Source organism: Tabrizicola sp., assembly GCF_036781545.1.
Taxonomy (GTDB): Bacteria; Pseudomonadota; Alphaproteobacteria; order Rhodobacterales; family Rhodobacteraceae; genus Tabrizicola.
Map to the genome: position 1 here is coordinate 1 of NZ_DAIQAT010000077.1, position 15,940 is coordinate 15,940.

Here is a 15,940-nt window from a genome sequence, read left to right on the forward strand (position 1 = left end):
CAAGTCGACGGGCAATTTCCTGAACGTGGACGCGGGCAATGCCGTGTCCTTCACGCGCTAGGGGGCGGGGATGCAGGTTTCCGAAGATCTGGTCGGATCGCTGAACGAAGCCGCACGCGTGGCGCATGAGGATGAGTTCGGGGCGTTGGGGCGGAAGCTTCAACGCCGGGGCGTGGACATCGAGGCGCTGGTCGCCCGGGCGATGGCCTGGTCGGTCGCGGTGCCGACTTGGGGCGTGGGTACCGGCGGCACCCGCTTCGCCCGCTTTCCGGGCAGGGGAGAGCCGCGCAATATCCACGACAAGCTGGCCGATTGCGGGGTGATCCAGCAGCTGACGCGGGGGACGCGGACCGTCAGCCCGCATATCCCCTGGGACAAGGTAAGCGATTACAACGCCTTGCGGCAGGAAGCGGCGCAGTATGGGCTGGGGTTCGACGCGGTGAACTCCAACACCTTTCAGGACCAGGCGGATCAGGGGTTGAGCTACCGCTACGGGTCGCTGGCCAATGCCAGGGCGGACATCCGGGCGCAGGCGGTAGCGCATAACCTGGAATGCATCGAGATCGGCAAGGCCCTTGGTGCCACGGCACTGACGGTCTGGATCGGGGACGGGACCAACTTTGCCGGTCAGCAAAGCCTGAGCGGCATGTTCGAGAACTACCTTGCGGCGATGGAAGAGATTTATGCGGCGCTGCCCGCGAACATGGCGCTGTTCATCGAGCACAAGATGTACGAGCCAGCCTTCTATTCGACGGTGATTTCGGACTGGGGCTCGTCGCTGATGGCGGCTCAAGCCTTGGGGCCGAAGGCGAAATGCCTGGTCGATCTTGGCCACCATGCGCCCAACGTGAACATCGAGCAGATCGTGGCCCGGCTGGTCCATGTCGGCCGGCTGGCCGGGTTCCACTTCAACGATTCGAAGTATGGGGATGACGATCTGGACAGCGGTTCGGTCGATCCGTTCCGGCTGTTCCTGGTGTTCAACGAACTGGTCGAGGCGGAACTGCGCGGGGCCAAGGGCTTCGCCCCCAGCTACATGATCGACCAGAGTCACAATGTGACCGATCCGATCGAAAGCCTGATGGGGTCGGCGGTGGAAATCGCGCGGGCCTATGTGCAGGCCTCGCTGGTGGACCGGAAGGCGCTGGCAGAGGCGCAGGAGGCCAATGACGTGATGGCCGCGCATCGCACGCTGAAGGCCGGGTTCCTGACCGATGTATCGCCGATCCTGGCCGAGGCGCGGATGCGGCAGGGCGGGGCCTTCGACCCGATCGCCGCCTATCGCGCCTCGGGCTATCGCGACCGGGTGGCGCAGGAGCGGCCGGAGGTGAAGGGCTCGTCTTCCGGCATCGTATGACTCCGCACCGGAGGGGAGGCCGGTTGGATGACAAAGCACTCGATCATCGACGAAAGCCGCGCCTTCTGGGACGAGGTGGTGCATCCGTTCCTGGCGGGGCGCTTCCCGAATGAGACGGCGCAGATGGCGGCGGGGGTCTTCGGCTACGGGTCGGAGGTGTTGCGGCTGGATGACGACTATTCCACCGACCATCACTTCGGCCTGCGGGTGAACATTCTGCTGCCCGAGGCGGTGATGGCCTCGCACGGGGCGATGATCGAGGAAGCGCTGGCCGAGGGCCTGCCTTCCGCATGGCGGGGCCGCGAGCTGCGCGAGGGGTATACGCGAACGAAGGGCGTGGCGTTGGCGTCGCTGGAACATCATCTGCGGTCGACCATCGGGCTGGACCATCCGCCCGCCACCCATGCGGAATGGCTTTCGATCCCCGAGGAAGACGTGATGCACGTCACCGCCGGAGAGGTCTGGCACGACCCCTCACGCCGGTTCTCGGCGGTGCGGGCGGCCCTGACGGGCTACTACCCCGAGGAGGTGCGGCTGCGGCGGCTCGCCCATTGGTGCCGGTATTTCAGCGGTATGGGGGTCTATGCGCTGAAGCGCGCACTGCTGCGCGAGAACGAGCTTTACGCCAGCACCACCTTTGCGCGGTCCTTGCGCTGGGGGGTGCAGATGGCCTTCCTGCTGGACCGCCAGTATTACCCCTACGACAAGTGGCTGACCACGATGTTCCACCGACTGCCCCGGATGGGCGCGCGGCTGGCCCCCATCGTGGAGGAGGCGCCGAAGCTTTCCACGCCCTGGGAGCGGAAGCTGGACCTGTTGCACCAGATGTCCGACGTGCTGGACGCCGCGATGGTCGAGGACGGGCTGATCGCGCCGCATGCGCGTTACAAGGTCTCGGCAACCTCCGGCTACCGGCTGCTGGAATCGGCCTATGCGGAACTGATCCGCAAATGCCCGGCAGAGATCCGGGGCATCGTTCCGCAATGGGAACAGGTGCATTGGGAGGGGTTCCATTCCGAATTCGTCGCCGGGGTGGGGCTGGAGGACTGGCGGCGGATGCTGCTTCTGGAGGAATGCGAATGAACGGTTATGAACGGGTGATGGCCACGATCAACCACCAGCCGGTGGACCGCACGCCCATCGACTGCTGGCTCTATCAGAAGCAGTTCCTGGAGCGGCTGGAAGCCGATTACGGCCCGCGCGAGAAGTTCATCGAGGAATTCGGCATCGACGTCTTTGTCGGCCTGATGCCCTTCCCCAACCAGCACGGCCGCAGGTTCGATATCCATGAACTGGCCGACGTGCCGCTGGAAGACCCGCGCGACCCGAAATGGCTGAACTTCACCGACTGGAACTACGATTTCGGCGGCACGAACATCGCCACCGCGATCCGCGACCACAAGGGCAAGCGCTGCGTGCTGGCGCATTGCTGGGGGATGGTGGAGGGGACGTCTTCGTTCCTGGGAATCGAGAACTGCTGGATGAACCTGGGCGGCAATCCCGACCTGATGGCTGCCTTCTTCGACCGCTACGCCGACTGGCTGTGCGTCCAGGTCGACCAGATGATCGAGGCGGGCGTGGACATGATGACGCTGTCGGACGACTGGGGGTCGAACGGGACGATGCTGTTCAGCCCGAAGTCCTGGCGGGCTCTGATCAAGCCCTATGCGATGCGGGTGGTGCAGCATGCCCGCAGCCGGGGAATGCCGGTCAACCTGCATTCGGATGGCTACATCCTGCAGGTCGTCGATGACATCATCGAGATGGGCTACACCTCTTGGCATCCGGTGCAGGAAAGCGCCGGGATCGACCCGCGCGAGGTGAAGGCCAAGTGGGGCGACAAGATCGTCATCTACGGCTCCCTCGACGTGGTCGACGGGCTGCTGAAATATGACGGCGAGGAACTGGACGAATACATCACCGAACGCTTCGGCATCTATGCGCCGGGCGGTGGGTTCATCTTCAACGGCGGGCATTTCATCCAGCCGGATATTCCGCCGATGCGGTTGGTCAGGGCCTATCGGCTGGTGAACAAACTGGCGGCGCAATACGGGACGCTGAATTGACCGAGGGGATGGCCGTTCCGGAGGGGGTGGCCTGGATCGGCGGGGCACATCCGTTCGATCTGCACGAGGTATATCTGAATTTTCGTTCGGATATCGTGCTGGATGCGATGCCAAAAAGGGCGGTCCTTCGCCTCAGCGCGGACAGCCGGTATCGGCTTTGGATCAACGGTGCGTTCTTGGGGAGGGGGCCGGAGCGATCCTGGCCGTCCTCCATGGCAGTAGATGAACGAGAGATCACAAATCTTCTGAAGCCCGGCGTGAACCGGATCGTGGTGCAGGTCTATTCACCGGGCTATTCCCACTTCGCCTATGTTCATCGCGGTGCCTGTGGAATGATCGGCTGGCTGGAGGTGGATGAAAAGGTGGTTCTGTCTACCGGCCCCGGCTGGAAAGTGCGGCGCGATCTTTCATGGGCGCCGCGGGTGGACCGGGTCTCGATCTACGGCACCGGAGTCGAGGATCGCGACCTCGGGTCGGAGGAGGATTGGATCCGGGCCGACGCTTCGGATTGGGACGCCGCACGGGTGGTGCAGGGGGTGGGGGGGCCGATCTGGCGGCGCCTGCGGCCCCGGGCGACCGCGCTGCCGGTGGAGGAACTTCGGGTGCTGGATGTGCCATGGCAGGTTCGGACCGGCGCGGCGGTTGCCCGATCGGAGGACCCGCATACCGATCTGCGAAAAATGTTTTCACTTTCCGCTCCGGGCGCGGCGCCCGCCCTTCTGCCGCGCGGGACGTCAGCAATCTGGATCTTCGACCTGGGCGAAAGCAGGGCCTGCCTTGGCAGTGTGGAAGTGACGGCCTCGGGAGGAGAGCACCTGCTGATCTCCTATGCCGAAAAGCTTCGGGGCGGCGAGCTCCTGCTCTCCGACCCCGCAACCTATTGCCGGATGCGCCCGACCGACCGCTTCACCCTGCGGCCCGGCCGGCAGGTGGTGGAGGGCTTCACCCCCCGCGGCGCGCGCTATCTGGTCTTTGCGCTGGAGGGGGGCGGGGTCTCGCCCGCGCCGAAATTCCAGGCCTGCCTGCAGGTGACTCCGGTGGTGGAGCGCCCGCTGCCGAGGCTGGATGGGGTAATGGCGGGGGTAGCGCAGATGTGCCGCCGCACGACCCTCGCTTGCCTTCAGGACGGGTTCGTTGACGGGGTCTGGCGGGAATCGAGCCTCTGGCTGGGCGATGCAGTGGCGCAGGATCGGGCGCTGCGGGGGATTTCGGATGACTCCCGGCCCCTGCTTTTCGCCATCGACATGGCGGCGGAAGGGGCGGATGCCGAAGGGCTGCTGCCAAGCGTCCTGCCGGGCGAGGTTCCGGCCTATGCGGTGACGGATTACAACTTCAGCTGGGTCGAACTGCTGGATGCCTGCGCGACGCATCCCGGTATCGCCGAGCCGGACGCGGTCTGGCAGCGGCATTGGGGAACCCTTACCCGGATGCTGGAGCGGATGGCGGCACAGGTGGGGCCCGACGGTCTGCTGCACAATCCGCCGGGGCGCAGGCTGTTCCTCGACTGGTCGCCGATGAGCCGGGCGGAGCCGAACCTGACCTTGAACCTGCGCTATCTGCATGCCCTTCGGCTGGCGGCCGGGATGGCGGAGCGGGTGGGGCGGACGGCGGATTGGGCCGAACAGGCGGGTCGGCTGACGCAAGCGGTGCGGGGGCATCGGGCGGCGGACGGCTGGCGCGAAAGCCCGGGCGGAGAGGCGGCAAGCCAACTCGCGCTGGCGCTGCTGATCCTGACGGAAGTGGTGGAGGCGGCGGAAGCCGAGACCCTGGCCGACCGGATCACCGCCCGCTCGCTGACCCTCGACGACGGGCCGCTACCTGGCCAGCCGGCCCTCGCGAGCCCGTTCATGCACCACTATCTTTTCCTTGCACTGCAACAGCTTGGCCGTCGCGACGAGATTCACGCGATCATCGGCGCCCGCTGGGGCCGCTGGCTGCGCGAAGGCCGACCGACCACGCCGGAGAACTGGTCAATCGACTTCCCCGACGGCTCGGCCTGCCACGGGTTCTCGGCGCATCCGCTGGGCTGGCTCTAGAAATCCAGGTGCTCGACCGACAGCGCGTTCTGCTGGATGAAGTCGCGGCGGGGTTCCACCACATCGCCCATCAGCTTCGAGAAGATGTCGTCCGCTTCGGCCAGATCGTCGACCTTGACCTGCAACAACGTCCGCGCCTCGGGGTCGAGCGTGGTTTCCCACAACTGGTCGGGGTTCATCTCGCCCAGGCCCTTGTAGCGTTGCAGGGTCAGGCCCTTCTCGCCCTCGGCCAGAATGGATTTCAGCAGGTCGACGGGGCCGTGGATCGGCTGCTCACGGTCCTTGCGGACCAGACGCGCGGGGTCACGGTAGATGTCGCGGTATTGCCCGGCGATCTGGCTCAGCCTCCGCGCCTCGCCCGAGCGGAGCACCGCGCCGTCCAGTGTCCGCAACTCCTCGACGCCCCGCAGGATACGCGAAAGCCGGATGCCATGGTCCTGGGTGATGCGGCCATGCCAGCCACGCTCGAACTCCGGCGCGATCAGGTTCAGGCGCCGGGCCACCGTATCGGCGACGGCCTGCAGGTCGTCATCGGCGCGACCCGGATCAAAGGCCCCGGCCAGGGCCGCCTGCTCCAGGATCGCGCGAGGATAATGCGTCGGAAAGGCGTCCAGCACCCGGCGGAACTGCCGCGCGCCCTCGATGATACGGGCCAGGTCGTTCCCCGCGATCTCGGTGCCATCGGTCAGCCGCAGGACGGCGCCCTCGGTGCCCATCTCGACCAGATAATCGTCCAGCGCCGCCTGGTCCTTCAGATAGACCTCGGACTTGCCGCGCGCCACTTTGTAAAGCGGCGGCTGGGCGATGTAGAGATAGCCGCCCTCGATCAGGTCCGGCATCTGGCGGAAGAAGAAAGTGAGGAGCAGCGTACGGATATGCGCCCCGTCCACGTCGGCGTCGGTCATGATGACGACCTTGTGGTAGCGCAGCTTGCCGATGTCGAACTCGTCGCGCCCGATCCCGGTGCCGAGCGCGGTGATCAGGGTCCCGATCTCCTGGCTGGAGAGCATCCGGTCGAAGCGGGCGCGTTCCACGTTCAGGATCTTGCCGCGCAGCGGCAGGACGGCCTGGTTGGAGCGGCTGCGGCCCTGCTTGGCCGAACCCCCGGCGCTGTCACCCTCGACAAGAAACAGTTCCGACTTCGACGGATCGCGTTCCTGACAGTCGGCCAGCTTGCCGGGCAGCGAGGCGACGTCCAGCGCCGTCTTGCGGCGAGTCAGTTCGCGGGCCTTCCTCGCGGCTTCGCGGGCCAAAGCGGCCTCGACGATCTTGCCGACGATGACCTTCGCCGGGCCGGGGTTTTCCTCGAACCATTCGGCGAGCTTCTCGTTCACCAGGTTCTCGACCGCCGGGCGCACCTCGGAACTGACCAGCTTGTCCTTGGTCTGGGACGAGAATTTCGGGTCCGGCACCTTGACCGACAAGACGCAGGTCAGCCCTTCACGCGCGTCGTCGCCGGTGAAATCCACCTTCTCGCGCTTGGCGATGCCGGAGGATTGGGCATAGCCGGTGATCGTCCGGGTCAGCGCGCCGCGGAACCCGGCCAGATGGGTGCCGCCGTCGCGCTGGGGAATGTTGTTTGTGAACGGCAGTACGGTTTCATGGTAGCTGTCGTTCCACCACATCGCGACCTCGATCCCGATGCCGTTCTTTTCGCCGACCATGTAGATCGGCTCCGGCATGACCGAGGTCTTGGAGCGGTCAATGTATTTGACGAACTCCCGCACGCCGCCTTCGTAGAACAGCTCCACCTTTTGCGGCTCGGCATGGCGTTCGTCCTCCAGGATGATCCGCACGCCCGAGTTCAGGAAGGCCAGCTCGCGCAGGCGCGTCTCCAGCGTCTTGAAGCTGTAGTCGAGGTTGCTGAACGTCCCGTCCGGCCGGTTGGTCTTGGCGGACGCCAGGAAACGCACCTCGGTCCCCCGCTTGCCGGGGGCGGGGCCGACCTCGTGTACATGCACCACGCAATCGCCATCCTCGAACCGGGCGCGGTATTCGGTGTCGTTGCGCCAGACGGTCAGTTCCAGCCATTCCGACAGTGCGTTCACCACCGACACGCCCACGCCGTGCAACCCACCCGAGACCTTGTAGGCGTTGCCGCCGTCATCGGTGTTGTTGAATTTCCCGCCCGCGTGCAGCTGGGTCATGATGACCTCGGCCGCCGAAACGCCTTCCTCGGCATGCATGTCAACGGGGATGCCGCGGCCGTTATCGAAGACGGAAACCGAGTCATCGGCATGGATCTTGACCACCACTGCGGTCGCGTGACCGGCCAGCGCCTCGTCGATGCCGTTGTCGACGACCTCATAGACCATGTGGTGCAGGCCCGAACCGTCGTCGGTGTCGCCGATATACATGCCGGGCCGCTTGCGGACGGCTTCCAACCCTTTGAGAACCTTAATGGAATCGGCGCCGTATTCGGCGGGCTTCTTGGGCGCGTCGGCCATGCGTGGGGAACCCTTGTCGTTACGCGCGATTTATAGCGTTTCAGGGTGGGAATGTCACCCCTAACCCACCAGATTTGGTGGTCAGAGGAAGGGGATGACCAGCCCCACCACGATCAGCAGGATGCCCGAGCCGACGTTCAACCGGCGCACGCTTTCCGGGCTGGACAACAGCTGCCGCGCGCGGTCCAGGAACAGCGCGAGGCCCAGGTTTCCGGCCATCGGGACAAGGGCCGAGATCGCGATGATCGCCGCGATGTCGGGGGCGGTCAGGCGCTCCAGCGTGAAAAAGCCGGGCAGCGCACCCATGTAGAACAGGATCGCCTTCGGGTTGCCGATCACCGCCGCGACGCCGACGGAAAAGCCGGCCCACATGCCAGGGCGGGTCAGGCGGCTGTCGGCGTTCAGGGTGGCGGCGGGCTTGCGGATGAGGAGGACCCCCATGACCAGGAAGATCGCAGCGGCGACCCAGCGCAGAAGGGACAGGAAGTCGCCATAGGCGCTTTCGATCCAGCTGAGGCCCAGGATCGCGGTCAGCGGCCAGACAAGATCACCGATGGCAACGCCGATGGCCAGGGGCCAGGCGGCGGCGATCCCGCCGGACAGGGACCGGGCGGTCAGCGCCACCCAGACCGGGCCGGGCACCGCCCAGAGGCCCGCCATCCCGAGGGCGTAGAGGAGAAGCTGATGAACCGAAACGCTCATTCGTTTATTCCATGGTGATCTGTGAGCCGCTCGCGCTGTCGCGGACGGTGAAGCTCTGGCCGCGGTTGCCGAGAGCCGCGAAAAGATCGGACTCGGTGCCGGTCATCAGGGCCTGCGCACCGAGGGCGCAGATTTCGTCATACAGCGCAGCACGGCGCGCCTCGTCCAGATGCGCGGCGACCTCGTCCAGCAGCAGGATCGGCGCGCGGCCCAGATCCTGTGCAAGCGCCCGGGCATTGGCGAGGATCAGGCTGATCAGCAAGGCTTTCTGTTCGCCGGTGGAGCATTGGTCGGCGGGCACGTCCTTGGCGGTATAGCGCGCCAGCAGGTCGGCGCGGTGCGGGCCGACAAGGGTTCGCCCGGCGGCGATGTCGCGGCGGCGGCCTTCGGCGAGGGCAAGCGCGAGGTCCTTTGGTTCCTCGCCTCCATCGGGGCCGGTGAGGGTGAGGTCGGCGGAGGGAAAGGCACTGGCTGGGTCGGCAGCGGCGGCGATGCGGGCAATGGCACTGCGGCGATGAGTGGTGATCTGCTGCCCCGCTTCGGCCATCTGTGCCTCAAGCGCGGCATACCAATGCGCATCCGTCACCTGATCCCTGATCAGCCGGTTCCGGTCGCGCATCGCTTTTTCATATATGAGCGTTTGTTCGGCATGTTCGGGGAAGAAGCTCAGGGTCAGCCGGTCGAGGAAGCGGCGGCGGCCTTCTGTGGCCTCGATCCAGAGCCGGTCCATCGCCGGGACCAGCCAGAGGACGCGCAGCACCCGGCCAAGGCCCGCCTGCGGGACGGCCTTGCCGTCGATGCGGACCTGCCGCGCCTCGCCCGGTTCGGCCCAGGTCTCCAGCTCATGCGCGGCGGAGAGGCCCCGGATGGACGCGCTGATCTTCCAGCCGAGCGCCTCGGGGCGGCGGGCCAGATCCTCGGCGGCAGCGCGGCGCAAGCCCCGACCGGGGGACAGAAGCGATACCGCCTCCAGCACATTGGTCTTGCCCGCGCCATTGGGGCCGGTGATGGCGACGGGACGGCCGTCAAAGATCAGCCGCGTCGCCCGGTGGCTGCGGAAATGCGCGAGCGCGAGGGTTTCGATCGCCAGACCGCCCACCGGATTTCCCTTTCAGCCCAGGTTTTTAGGGGCGTCAGACCCGCATCGGCATGACGACATAGACCGCCGTCGTGTCATTGCCTTCGCGCATCAGGGTGGGGTCGGCGGCAGAGTTGAACAGGAACACCGCATTCTCGCGGTCGACCTGACTGGCGATTTCCAAAAGGTATTTCGCGTTGAAGCCGATCTCCAGCCGCTCGTCGCCATAGGCCACGGCAAGCTCTTCCTCGGCGGCGCCGCTATCGGGCGAATTGACCGACAGGATCAGCCGATCCTCCTCCAGCGACAGTTTCACTGCGCGGGAGCGTTCGGAAGACACGGTGGCTACCCGGTCCACGGCCTTGGCGAATTCGCTGGCGTCGACCTCCAGCTTCCGGGTGTTGCCGGTCGGGATCACGCGGGTGTAGTCCGGGAAAGTACCGTCGATGACCTTGGAGGTCAGGGTGATCGCCGGGGTCGCAAAGCGAACCTTCGTTTCAGAAACCGAGACGGCAATGCTGGCCTCATCGTCGTCCAGCAGCTTCCGCAGCTCGCCCACCGTCTTGCGCGGCACGATCACGCCCGGCATGTCGTCGGCGCCTTCGGGCAGGGCCGCGTCGATCCGCGCCAGGCGGTGGCCGTCGGTCGCGACGCAGCGCAGGACCTTGCCGCCCTCGCCCTGCGAGACGTGCATGTAGACGCCGTTCAGGTAATAGCGCGTCTCCTCGGTCGAGATCGCGAACTTCGCCTTGTCAAAGAGCCGCCGCAGGTCCGGCGCCTTGGCCGAGAAGTTGGAGGAATATTCGCTGGAGGCCATGACCGGGAAATCTTCCTTCGGCAGGGTCGCGAGGCTGAAGGTCGACCGGCCCGCGGTGATGGTCAGCCGGCCCGAGGCGGCATCCTCGGTCAGGTTCACCAGCGCGCCGTCGGGCAGTTTGCGGACGATCTCGTGCAGCATCACCGCCGAGACCGTCGTCGCTCCGGCGCGTTCCACCATGGCGGGGGCGCGGTCCACCACCTCGATGTCGAGGTCGGTGGCACGGAAGCTGACCTGGTTGCCCTCGGCCTCGATCAGCACGTTGGCCAGGATCGGGATCGTGTTGCGGCGTTCCACCACCGACTGCGCCTGGGCAAGCGCCTTCAGGAGCGTGGCGCGTTCGATGCTGAGCTTCATCTGACTTCCCCCTGCCGACCCGTAGGGACAGCGAATTTATCCGGTTTCCACCGGTTCACAAGTGTTGGATCGGACTGTGCGAAGGTTTCCGGGAGCCGTCAAGGCCACCCGGCATCAACCCTGAAGCAAGCGGCGCAGAAGCTGCAGATCGTCGGCCAGTTGGCTGTCGATGGTCATCAGCTCTTCGATCTTGCGCACGCCATGCATGATCGTGGTGTGGTCGCGCCCCCCGAAGCGGCGGCCGATCTCCGGCAGGCTACGGGGGGTCAGCTGTTTTGACAGATACATCGCCACCTGCCGCGGCCGCGCGATAGTGCGCAGCCGCTTCGGGCCGATCAGATCGGACAGGCGGACATTGTAATGTTCGGCGACCTTGCGCTGGATTTCCTCGATGGAAAGCTTGCGGTCGGACGAGCGCAGGATGTCGGCCAGGCAATCCTGGGCGAGGTCCAGCGTGATCTCGCGCCCGACCAGCGAGGCGAAGGCGAACAGCCGGGTCAGCGCGCCTTCCAGCACGCGGACGTTGGTGGTGATCCGGTGCGCAAGGAACTCCAGCACGCCATCGGCCAGCGCCAGCCCCTTGTATTGCGCGCGGTAGAAATCGACCTTCTGCTGCAGGATGCCAAGCCGCAACTCGTAATCCGTCGGGTGCAGGTCGACGACCAGCCCGCATTGCAGGCGCGACTTGATGCGTTCCTCCAGATCCTTGATCTCGCCCGGGGCGCGGTCGGCCGAGATGACGATCTGCTTGTTGGCATCGACCAGGGCGTTGAAGGTGTGGAAGAATTCCTCCTGCGTCGAATCCTTGCCGGCGATGAACTGCACGTCGTCGACCATCAGCACGTCGACCGAGCGGAACAGCTCCTTGAAGTCCATCACCTGGCGGTCGCGCAAGGCCTGCACGAAGCGGTACATGAACTGTTCGGCAGACAGGTAAAGCACCCGCAGCTCGGGGCGGCGGGCCTGCAATTCATGCGCGATGGCATGCATCAGGTGGGTCTTGCCGAGACCGACGCCGCCATAAAGGAAGAGCGGGTTGAAGGTGACAGGCCCGCCCTCGGCCACCCGGCGGGCGGCGGCATGGGCCAGCTCGTTCGGCTTGCCGACGACGAAGCTGTCGAAGGTGAAGCGAGCGTCCAGCGGTGCGCCCGGCAGATCATCGTTCGAGGCGCGGGGATTGGCGGGCTTGCCGCCTGACCTGGCAGCGGCGGGCGCCGCAGTCGGAACAACCCCCACGGCGAATTCGACGCGGTCCACGGTGGCCCCGGCGCTGGCCAGTTGCGACCGGATATGATCGCCGTAATTGCGCTGTACCCAGTCGCCGAAGAAGATCGTCGGCACCTCGAAGCGCGCGACACCGTTCTTCAGTTGCGACAGCTTCAGCGGTTCGATCCAGGTGGCGTAATTGTGCTTGCCGACCCGTTTGATCAGCTCTTCCCGAACCTGCCCCCAGGTTTCATTCGTCATTCTTTGACCTGTCAAAATATGAACCGGCGCAACCCGGTCCTGCCCTGTTCCGTCGTCGAACGAACCACTCCGACCAGGCCGCCCTGATGGCCGTCTGCGGGCCACGGGAACACCGGCTTGTCCGCGGGACGGAACAACGCACACCAGAACTGCCGAATAGCCAGCAGCCTTGCCGCGCGTGGTGGGGCAGCTTGGATGCTGCCTCCAACTCTTTGACCGCAAAAGAAAAACTCAGATATTCTGGCGCGGCAGGCGCCCAATCCGTGCAGCAGCTTTCCCTTTGCGACCCGTTCTTGTCCCCCAAGACGAAGTGAATCGCAGGGTCACGCTAACAACCCCCGCGCGGGCTCTGCAACCGAACAACGCGCTTGACAGAGATTCCCGAAAATCGAATCCGGCGCCTCTGGTAAATCGGCAACGGGGGGCCGGGAACCGGCAGCCGGAAGGCATAAAGACGCCGAAGGGCGCAACCCCTGCGGGCGCGCCCTTCGCTGTTCCGGATTCGGTCCGCCGGGGATCAGGCCTTGGCAACGGCCTTCACGCGCGAGGCGAGGCGCGACATTTTGCGCGCGACGGTGTTCTTGTGCAGCACGCCCTTGGTCACGCCGCGGGCCAGTTCCGGCTGGGCGGCCTTCAGCGCGGCGGCTGCGGCTTCGCCGTTGCCCGAGGCGATGGCTTCCTCGACCTTGCGCAGGAAGGTGCGGATACGCGAGCGGCGCGCCTTGTTCACGGCGTAGCGGGCTTCCGACTGGCGGGCGCGTTTCTTGGACTGTTCAGTGTTTGCCATGGGTGGCTTCCTTGCGGTCTATCGGTTTCAATTCTGTCGCACGAAAGACCAGAAGGCCCCATCCCGAAGGAAGGGTCTGATTCTTGCCTAAGCGGGCCCACGCGCATGTGGCGCTGGCCTATAGGGCAAGTCGGCGGGAAAGGAAAGCCCCCGCGGGGGCGCTCGTCGTCTCCTTCGTCGCTCCTCGCCCGACGAGAAGCCGAAGGCGCACGAGGAGGCCCCCTCAGCGGTCGCGGAACTGTGGCTGGCGCTTTTCCAGGAAGGCGGCCATGCCTTCCTTCTGGTCCTCGGTCGCGAAGACGGCGTGGAACATGCGGCGCTCGAACAGTAGGCCCTCGGCCAGGCTGGTTTCCTGCGCGCGGTTCACGCATTCCTTGACCACCATCGCGGTGACGGCGGATTTCTCGACGATCTTCTGCGCGGCCTTCATCGCCTCTTCCATCAGCCGGGTCGCCGGAACGACGCGGCTGACCAGCCCGGAACGCTCCGCCTCGGCGGCATCCATGAAGCGGCCCGTCAGATGCATGTCCATCGACTTCGACTTGCCCACGGCGCGCGTGAGCCGCTGGGTGCCGCCCATCCCGGCGACGATGCCGAGGTTGATCTCGGGCTGGCCGAACTTGGCGCTGTCCGCCGCGATGATGAAGTCGCACAGCATCGCCAGTTCGCAGCCGCCGCCCAGGCAATAGCCGCCCACCGCCGCGATCATCGGCTTGCGGGCCGCCGCGATGGTGCGGGCTTCGGGGCCGAAAAGATCATCGAAATAGACATCGATGAAGCTTTTCTCGGCCATTTCCTTCACGTCCGCCCCGGCGGCGAAGGCCTTTTCCGATCCGGTGATCACGATGCAGCGCACCCGGTCGTTCGCTTCCGCTGCCGTCACCGCCGCCGCCAGCTCGCGCATCAGGGTGGAGTTCAGCGCATTCATCGCTTCGGGTCGGTTCAGCCGGATCACCGAGACATAGTCCTCAATCTCGACGATCAGCGTTTCATAGGCCATGGCGGCCTCCCTCGTGGCAGACAGGAGGGGACTCCTAGCACCAAACCGGCGCTTGGCAAGTCACCTCTGGCAGGCGGGGCACCAGAAGGAGGACCGGCCGGACTGCACCGTGCGGGTCACGATGCCGGTGCAGCCGGGGGTTTCACAGGGCTCGCCCTCGCGGTCGTAGACCTGAAAATGCTTGGAGAAATAGCCCAACTCGCCATTGGCCTGCCGAAAGTCGCGCAAGGACGATCCGCCCGCCTCGATTGCCTCGGCCAGCACCTCGCGGATGACCGGCACCAGACCCTGCGCCTCTGGTTCCGTCAGGTCCCCCGCCAGCCGCAGCGGGCTGATCCGCGCGCGATACAGCGTCTCGGCCACATAGATGTTGCCCAGCCCCGCCACGATGCGCTGGTCCAGGAGGGCCGCCTTGATCGGGGTCTTGCGACCCTTCAGCCGCCCGGCAAGGTAGGGACCGTTGAAATCATTCCCGAACGGCTCCGGTCCCAGCCCCCTGAGCAGCATGTGTTCGGCGGCCTGGCCGGTCGGCATCAGGTCCATCGCCCCGAAGCGGCGGGCATCGTTGAAGGTGATCCGCGCGCCATTGCCCATGTGCAGCACCACATGGTCATGCTTCTGCGGCGCCGGATGGTCGTGGTGGAACTGCCCCAGTGCGACGCCCGACACCAGCATCCGCCCCGACATCCCCAGATGCACCAGAAGCGTCTCGCCCGAATCGAGATCGGCCAGCAGATACTTCGACCGCCGCCGCAGCGCCGTGACCCTGCGCCCCGTCAGCCTTTCCGCCATCCGCTCCGGCAGGGGCCAGCGCAGGTCGGGCCGGTTGACCTCGGCCTGCGCGATGACCTCGCCTTCCAGAACCGGCAGCAGGCCCCGGCGCACGGTTTCGACCTCGGGCAGTTCGGGCATCATCGCCTCATGGACAGTTCAGCGCATTGCGGGCGCGGGGTGGCGGACTATAAGGAGGGGTCAAAGCCAAGGACCGCAAGCCCTCATGACGGACGAAAAGACCACGCATTTCGGCTTCCAGGACGTGCCCGAGGCCGAGAAGGCCGGGATGGTGCATGGCGTCTTCAGTCGCGTGGCCTCGAAATACGACGTGATGAACGACGCGATGTCGATGGGCATCCACCGGCTCTGGAAGGACGCGATGATGGACTGGCTGGCCCCGCGCCCCGGCCAGCGCCTTCTGGACGTGGCGGGCGGCACCGGCGACGTGGCCTTCCGCTTCCTGAAACGCGCAGCCGGCGCGACGGCGGTGGTCTGCGACATGACCGAGCCGATGCTGGTCGAAGGCCGCAAGCGCGCCGAGGCCGAGCAAATGGCGCAGAGCCTCGACTGGGTGGTCGGCGACGCGATGGCGCTGCCCTTCCCGGACAATTCTTTCGACACCTACACCATCTCCTTCGGCATCCGGAACGTGACCCGCATCCCCGACGCGCTGGCCGAGGCTTACCGCGTCCTCAGGCCCGGCGGGCGGCTCATGGTGCTGGAGTTCAGCCAGATTCCGAACGACCTGATGCAGAAGGCCTACGATCTTTACTCCTTCAACGTCATCCCGGTGATGGGCCAGGTCATCGCCGGCGACCGCGCCTCCTACCAATACCTCGTCGAATCGATCCGCAAGTTCCCCGATCAGGAGACGTTTGCGGGCTTGATCCGCGCCGCAGGCTTCGGCCAGGTGAAATACCGCAACCTGACCATGGGCATCGCGGCCCTGCATTCCGGCTGGAAACTGTGAAGGGTCCGCACAACATCATCCGCCTGGTCCGCACCGGCGCCACGCTGGAACGCACCGGCGCGATGGACGTGGTGCTGGAGGC

The 15,940-nt window shown here is 65.8% G+C and carries 13 protein-coding genes; 5 read left to right on the plus strand and 8 right to left on the minus strand.

Features of this window, described 5'->3' with window-relative positions:
• Nucleotides 1-70: 70 nt before the first annotated feature.
• The 4 genes from rhaI (at nt 71) to V7Q39_RS12500 (ending at nt 5,459) form a co-directional block, all read left to right on the plus strand.
• The gene (gene rhaI, locus V7Q39_RS12485; RefSeq protein WP_333816914.1) at nt 71-1,357 is read left to right on the plus strand and encodes an L-rhamnose catabolism isomerase; all 1,287 of its coding nucleotides are present in this window, start codon (nt 71-73) and stop codon (nt 1,355-1,357) included.
• A gap of 27 nt (nt 1,358-1,384) precedes the next feature.
• Entirely contained in the window at nt 1,385-2,440 is a 1,056-nt protein-coding gene (locus tag V7Q39_RS12490; RefSeq protein WP_333816915.1) for a DUF4037 domain-containing protein, read from the plus strand.
• Complete coding sequence (locus V7Q39_RS12495; protein WP_333816916.1) at nt 2,437-3,423, plus strand: uroporphyrinogen decarboxylase family protein; 987 nt, start codon at nt 2,437-2,439, stop codon at nt 3,421-3,423. Before V7Q39_RS12490 ends, V7Q39_RS12495 begins: the two co-directional genes overlap by 4 nt.
• 212 nt (nt 3,424-3,635) lie before the next feature.
• Complete coding sequence (locus V7Q39_RS12500) at nt 3,636-5,459, plus strand: alpha-L-rhamnosidase-related protein (RefSeq protein ID WP_333816917.1); 1,824 nt, start codon at nt 3,636-3,638, stop codon at nt 5,457-5,459.
• Here the strand turns inward: V7Q39_RS12500 and gyrB are convergent.
• The 8 genes from gyrB to mutM all read right to left on the minus strand — a co-directional run bounded on the left by gyrB (nt 5,456) and on the right by mutM (nt 15,026).
• Nucleotides 5,456-7,906 (minus strand): DNA topoisomerase (ATP-hydrolyzing) subunit B, encoded by a 2,451-nt coding sequence (gene gyrB, locus V7Q39_RS12505; protein ID WP_333816918.1) that lies wholly within the window; start codon nt 7,904-7,906, stop codon nt 5,456-5,458. The two genes, V7Q39_RS12500 and gyrB, sit on opposite strands and share 4 nt — an antisense overlap.
• Before the next feature lie 81 nt (nt 7,907-7,987).
• A complete protein-coding gene (locus tag V7Q39_RS12510) occupies nt 7,988-8,608 on the minus strand; it encodes a LysE family translocator (protein ID WP_333816919.1) in 621 nt (206 codons plus the stop codon).
• Nucleotides 8,609-8,612: 4 nt separating this feature from the next.
• Entirely contained in the window at nt 8,613-9,707 is a 1,095-nt protein-coding gene (gene recF, locus V7Q39_RS12515) for a DNA replication/repair protein RecF (protein WP_333816920.1), read from the minus strand.
• 34 nt (nt 9,708-9,741) lie between these two features.
• A complete protein-coding gene (gene dnaN / locus V7Q39_RS12520) occupies nt 9,742-10,860 on the minus strand; it encodes a DNA polymerase III subunit beta (protein WP_333816921.1) in 1,119 nt (372 codons plus the stop codon).
• A 114-nt stretch (nt 10,861-10,974) separates the two neighbouring features.
• Nucleotides 10,975-12,327, minus strand: coding sequence for a chromosomal replication initiator protein DnaA (gene dnaA / locus V7Q39_RS12525; protein ID WP_333816922.1), 1,353 nt, complete (start codon nt 12,325-12,327; stop codon nt 10,975-10,977).
• A 517-nt stretch (nt 12,328-12,844) separates the two neighbouring features.
• Nucleotides 12,845-13,114 (minus strand): 30S ribosomal protein S20, encoded by a 270-nt coding sequence (gene rpsT / locus V7Q39_RS12530; RefSeq protein WP_333816924.1) that lies wholly within the window; start codon nt 13,112-13,114, stop codon nt 12,845-12,847.
• Nucleotides 13,115-13,337: 223 nt separating this feature from the next.
• The gene (locus V7Q39_RS12535; protein WP_333816925.1) at nt 13,338-14,114 is read right to left on the minus strand and encodes an enoyl-CoA hydratase; all 777 of its coding nucleotides are present in this window, start codon (nt 14,112-14,114) and stop codon (nt 13,338-13,340) included.
• Nucleotides 14,115-14,174: 60 nt separating this feature from the next.
• Nucleotides 14,175-15,026, minus strand: coding sequence for a bifunctional DNA-formamidopyrimidine glycosylase/DNA-(apurinic or apyrimidinic site) lyase (gene mutM, locus V7Q39_RS12540; protein ID WP_333816926.1), 852 nt, complete (start codon nt 15,024-15,026; stop codon nt 14,175-14,177).
• Nucleotides 15,027-15,111: 85 nt separating this feature from the next.
• Here mutM and ubiE point away from each other — a divergent pair, with 85 nt between their 5' ends.
• Nucleotides 15,112-15,858: a bifunctional demethylmenaquinone methyltransferase/2-methoxy-6-polyprenyl-1,4-benzoquinol methylase UbiE gene (ubiE, locus tag V7Q39_RS12545; RefSeq protein WP_333816927.1), complete on the plus strand. Its 747-nt coding sequence runs from the start codon at nt 15,112-15,114 to the stop codon at nt 15,856-15,858.
• Nucleotides 15,859-15,940: the final 82 nt, after the last annotated feature.

What these genes read in the sequence shown, in the direction of transcription:
- gyrB (WP_333816918.1), bottom strand. Translation starts at nt 7,906, where the DNA reads ATGGCCGACGCGCCCAAGAAGCCCGCCGAATACGGCGCCGATTCCATT.
- V7Q39_RS12510 (WP_333816919.1), bottom strand. Translation starts at nt 8,608, where the DNA reads ATGAGCGTTTCGGTTCATCAGCTTCTCCTCTACGCCCTCGGGATGGCG.
- ubiE (WP_333816927.1), top strand. Translation starts at nt 15,112, where the DNA reads ATGACGGACGAAAAGACCACGCATTTCGGCTTCCAGGACGTGCCCGAG.
- dnaN (WP_333816921.1), bottom strand. Translation starts at nt 10,860, where the DNA reads ATGAAGCTCAGCATCGAACGCGCCACGCTCCTGAAGGCGCTTGCCCAG.
- V7Q39_RS12535 (WP_333816925.1), bottom strand. Translation starts at nt 14,114, where the DNA reads ATGGCCTATGAAACGCTGATCGTCGAGATTGAGGACTATGTCTCGGTG.
- mutM (WP_333816926.1), bottom strand. Translation starts at nt 15,026, where the DNA reads ATGCCCGAACTGCCCGAGGTCGAAACCGTGCGCCGGGGCCTGCTGCCG.
- rhaI (WP_333816914.1), top strand. Translation starts at nt 71, where the DNA reads ATGCAGGTTTCCGAAGATCTGGTCGGATCGCTGAACGAAGCCGCACGC.
- rpsT (WP_333816924.1), bottom strand. Translation starts at nt 13,114, where the DNA reads ATGGCAAACACTGAACAGTCCAAGAAACGCGCCCGCCAGTCGGAAGCC.
- dnaA (WP_333816922.1), bottom strand. Translation starts at nt 12,327, where the DNA reads ATGACGAATGAAACCTGGGGGCAGGTTCGGGAAGAGCTGATCAAACGG.
- V7Q39_RS12500 (WP_333816917.1), top strand. Translation starts at nt 3,636, where the DNA reads ATGGCAGTAGATGAACGAGAGATCACAAATCTTCTGAAGCCCGGCGTG.
- V7Q39_RS12495 (WP_333816916.1), top strand. Translation starts at nt 2,437, where the DNA reads ATGAACGGTTATGAACGGGTGATGGCCACGATCAACCACCAGCCGGTG.
- V7Q39_RS12490 (WP_333816915.1), top strand. Translation starts at nt 1,385, where the DNA reads ATGACAAAGCACTCGATCATCGACGAAAGCCGCGCCTTCTGGGACGAG.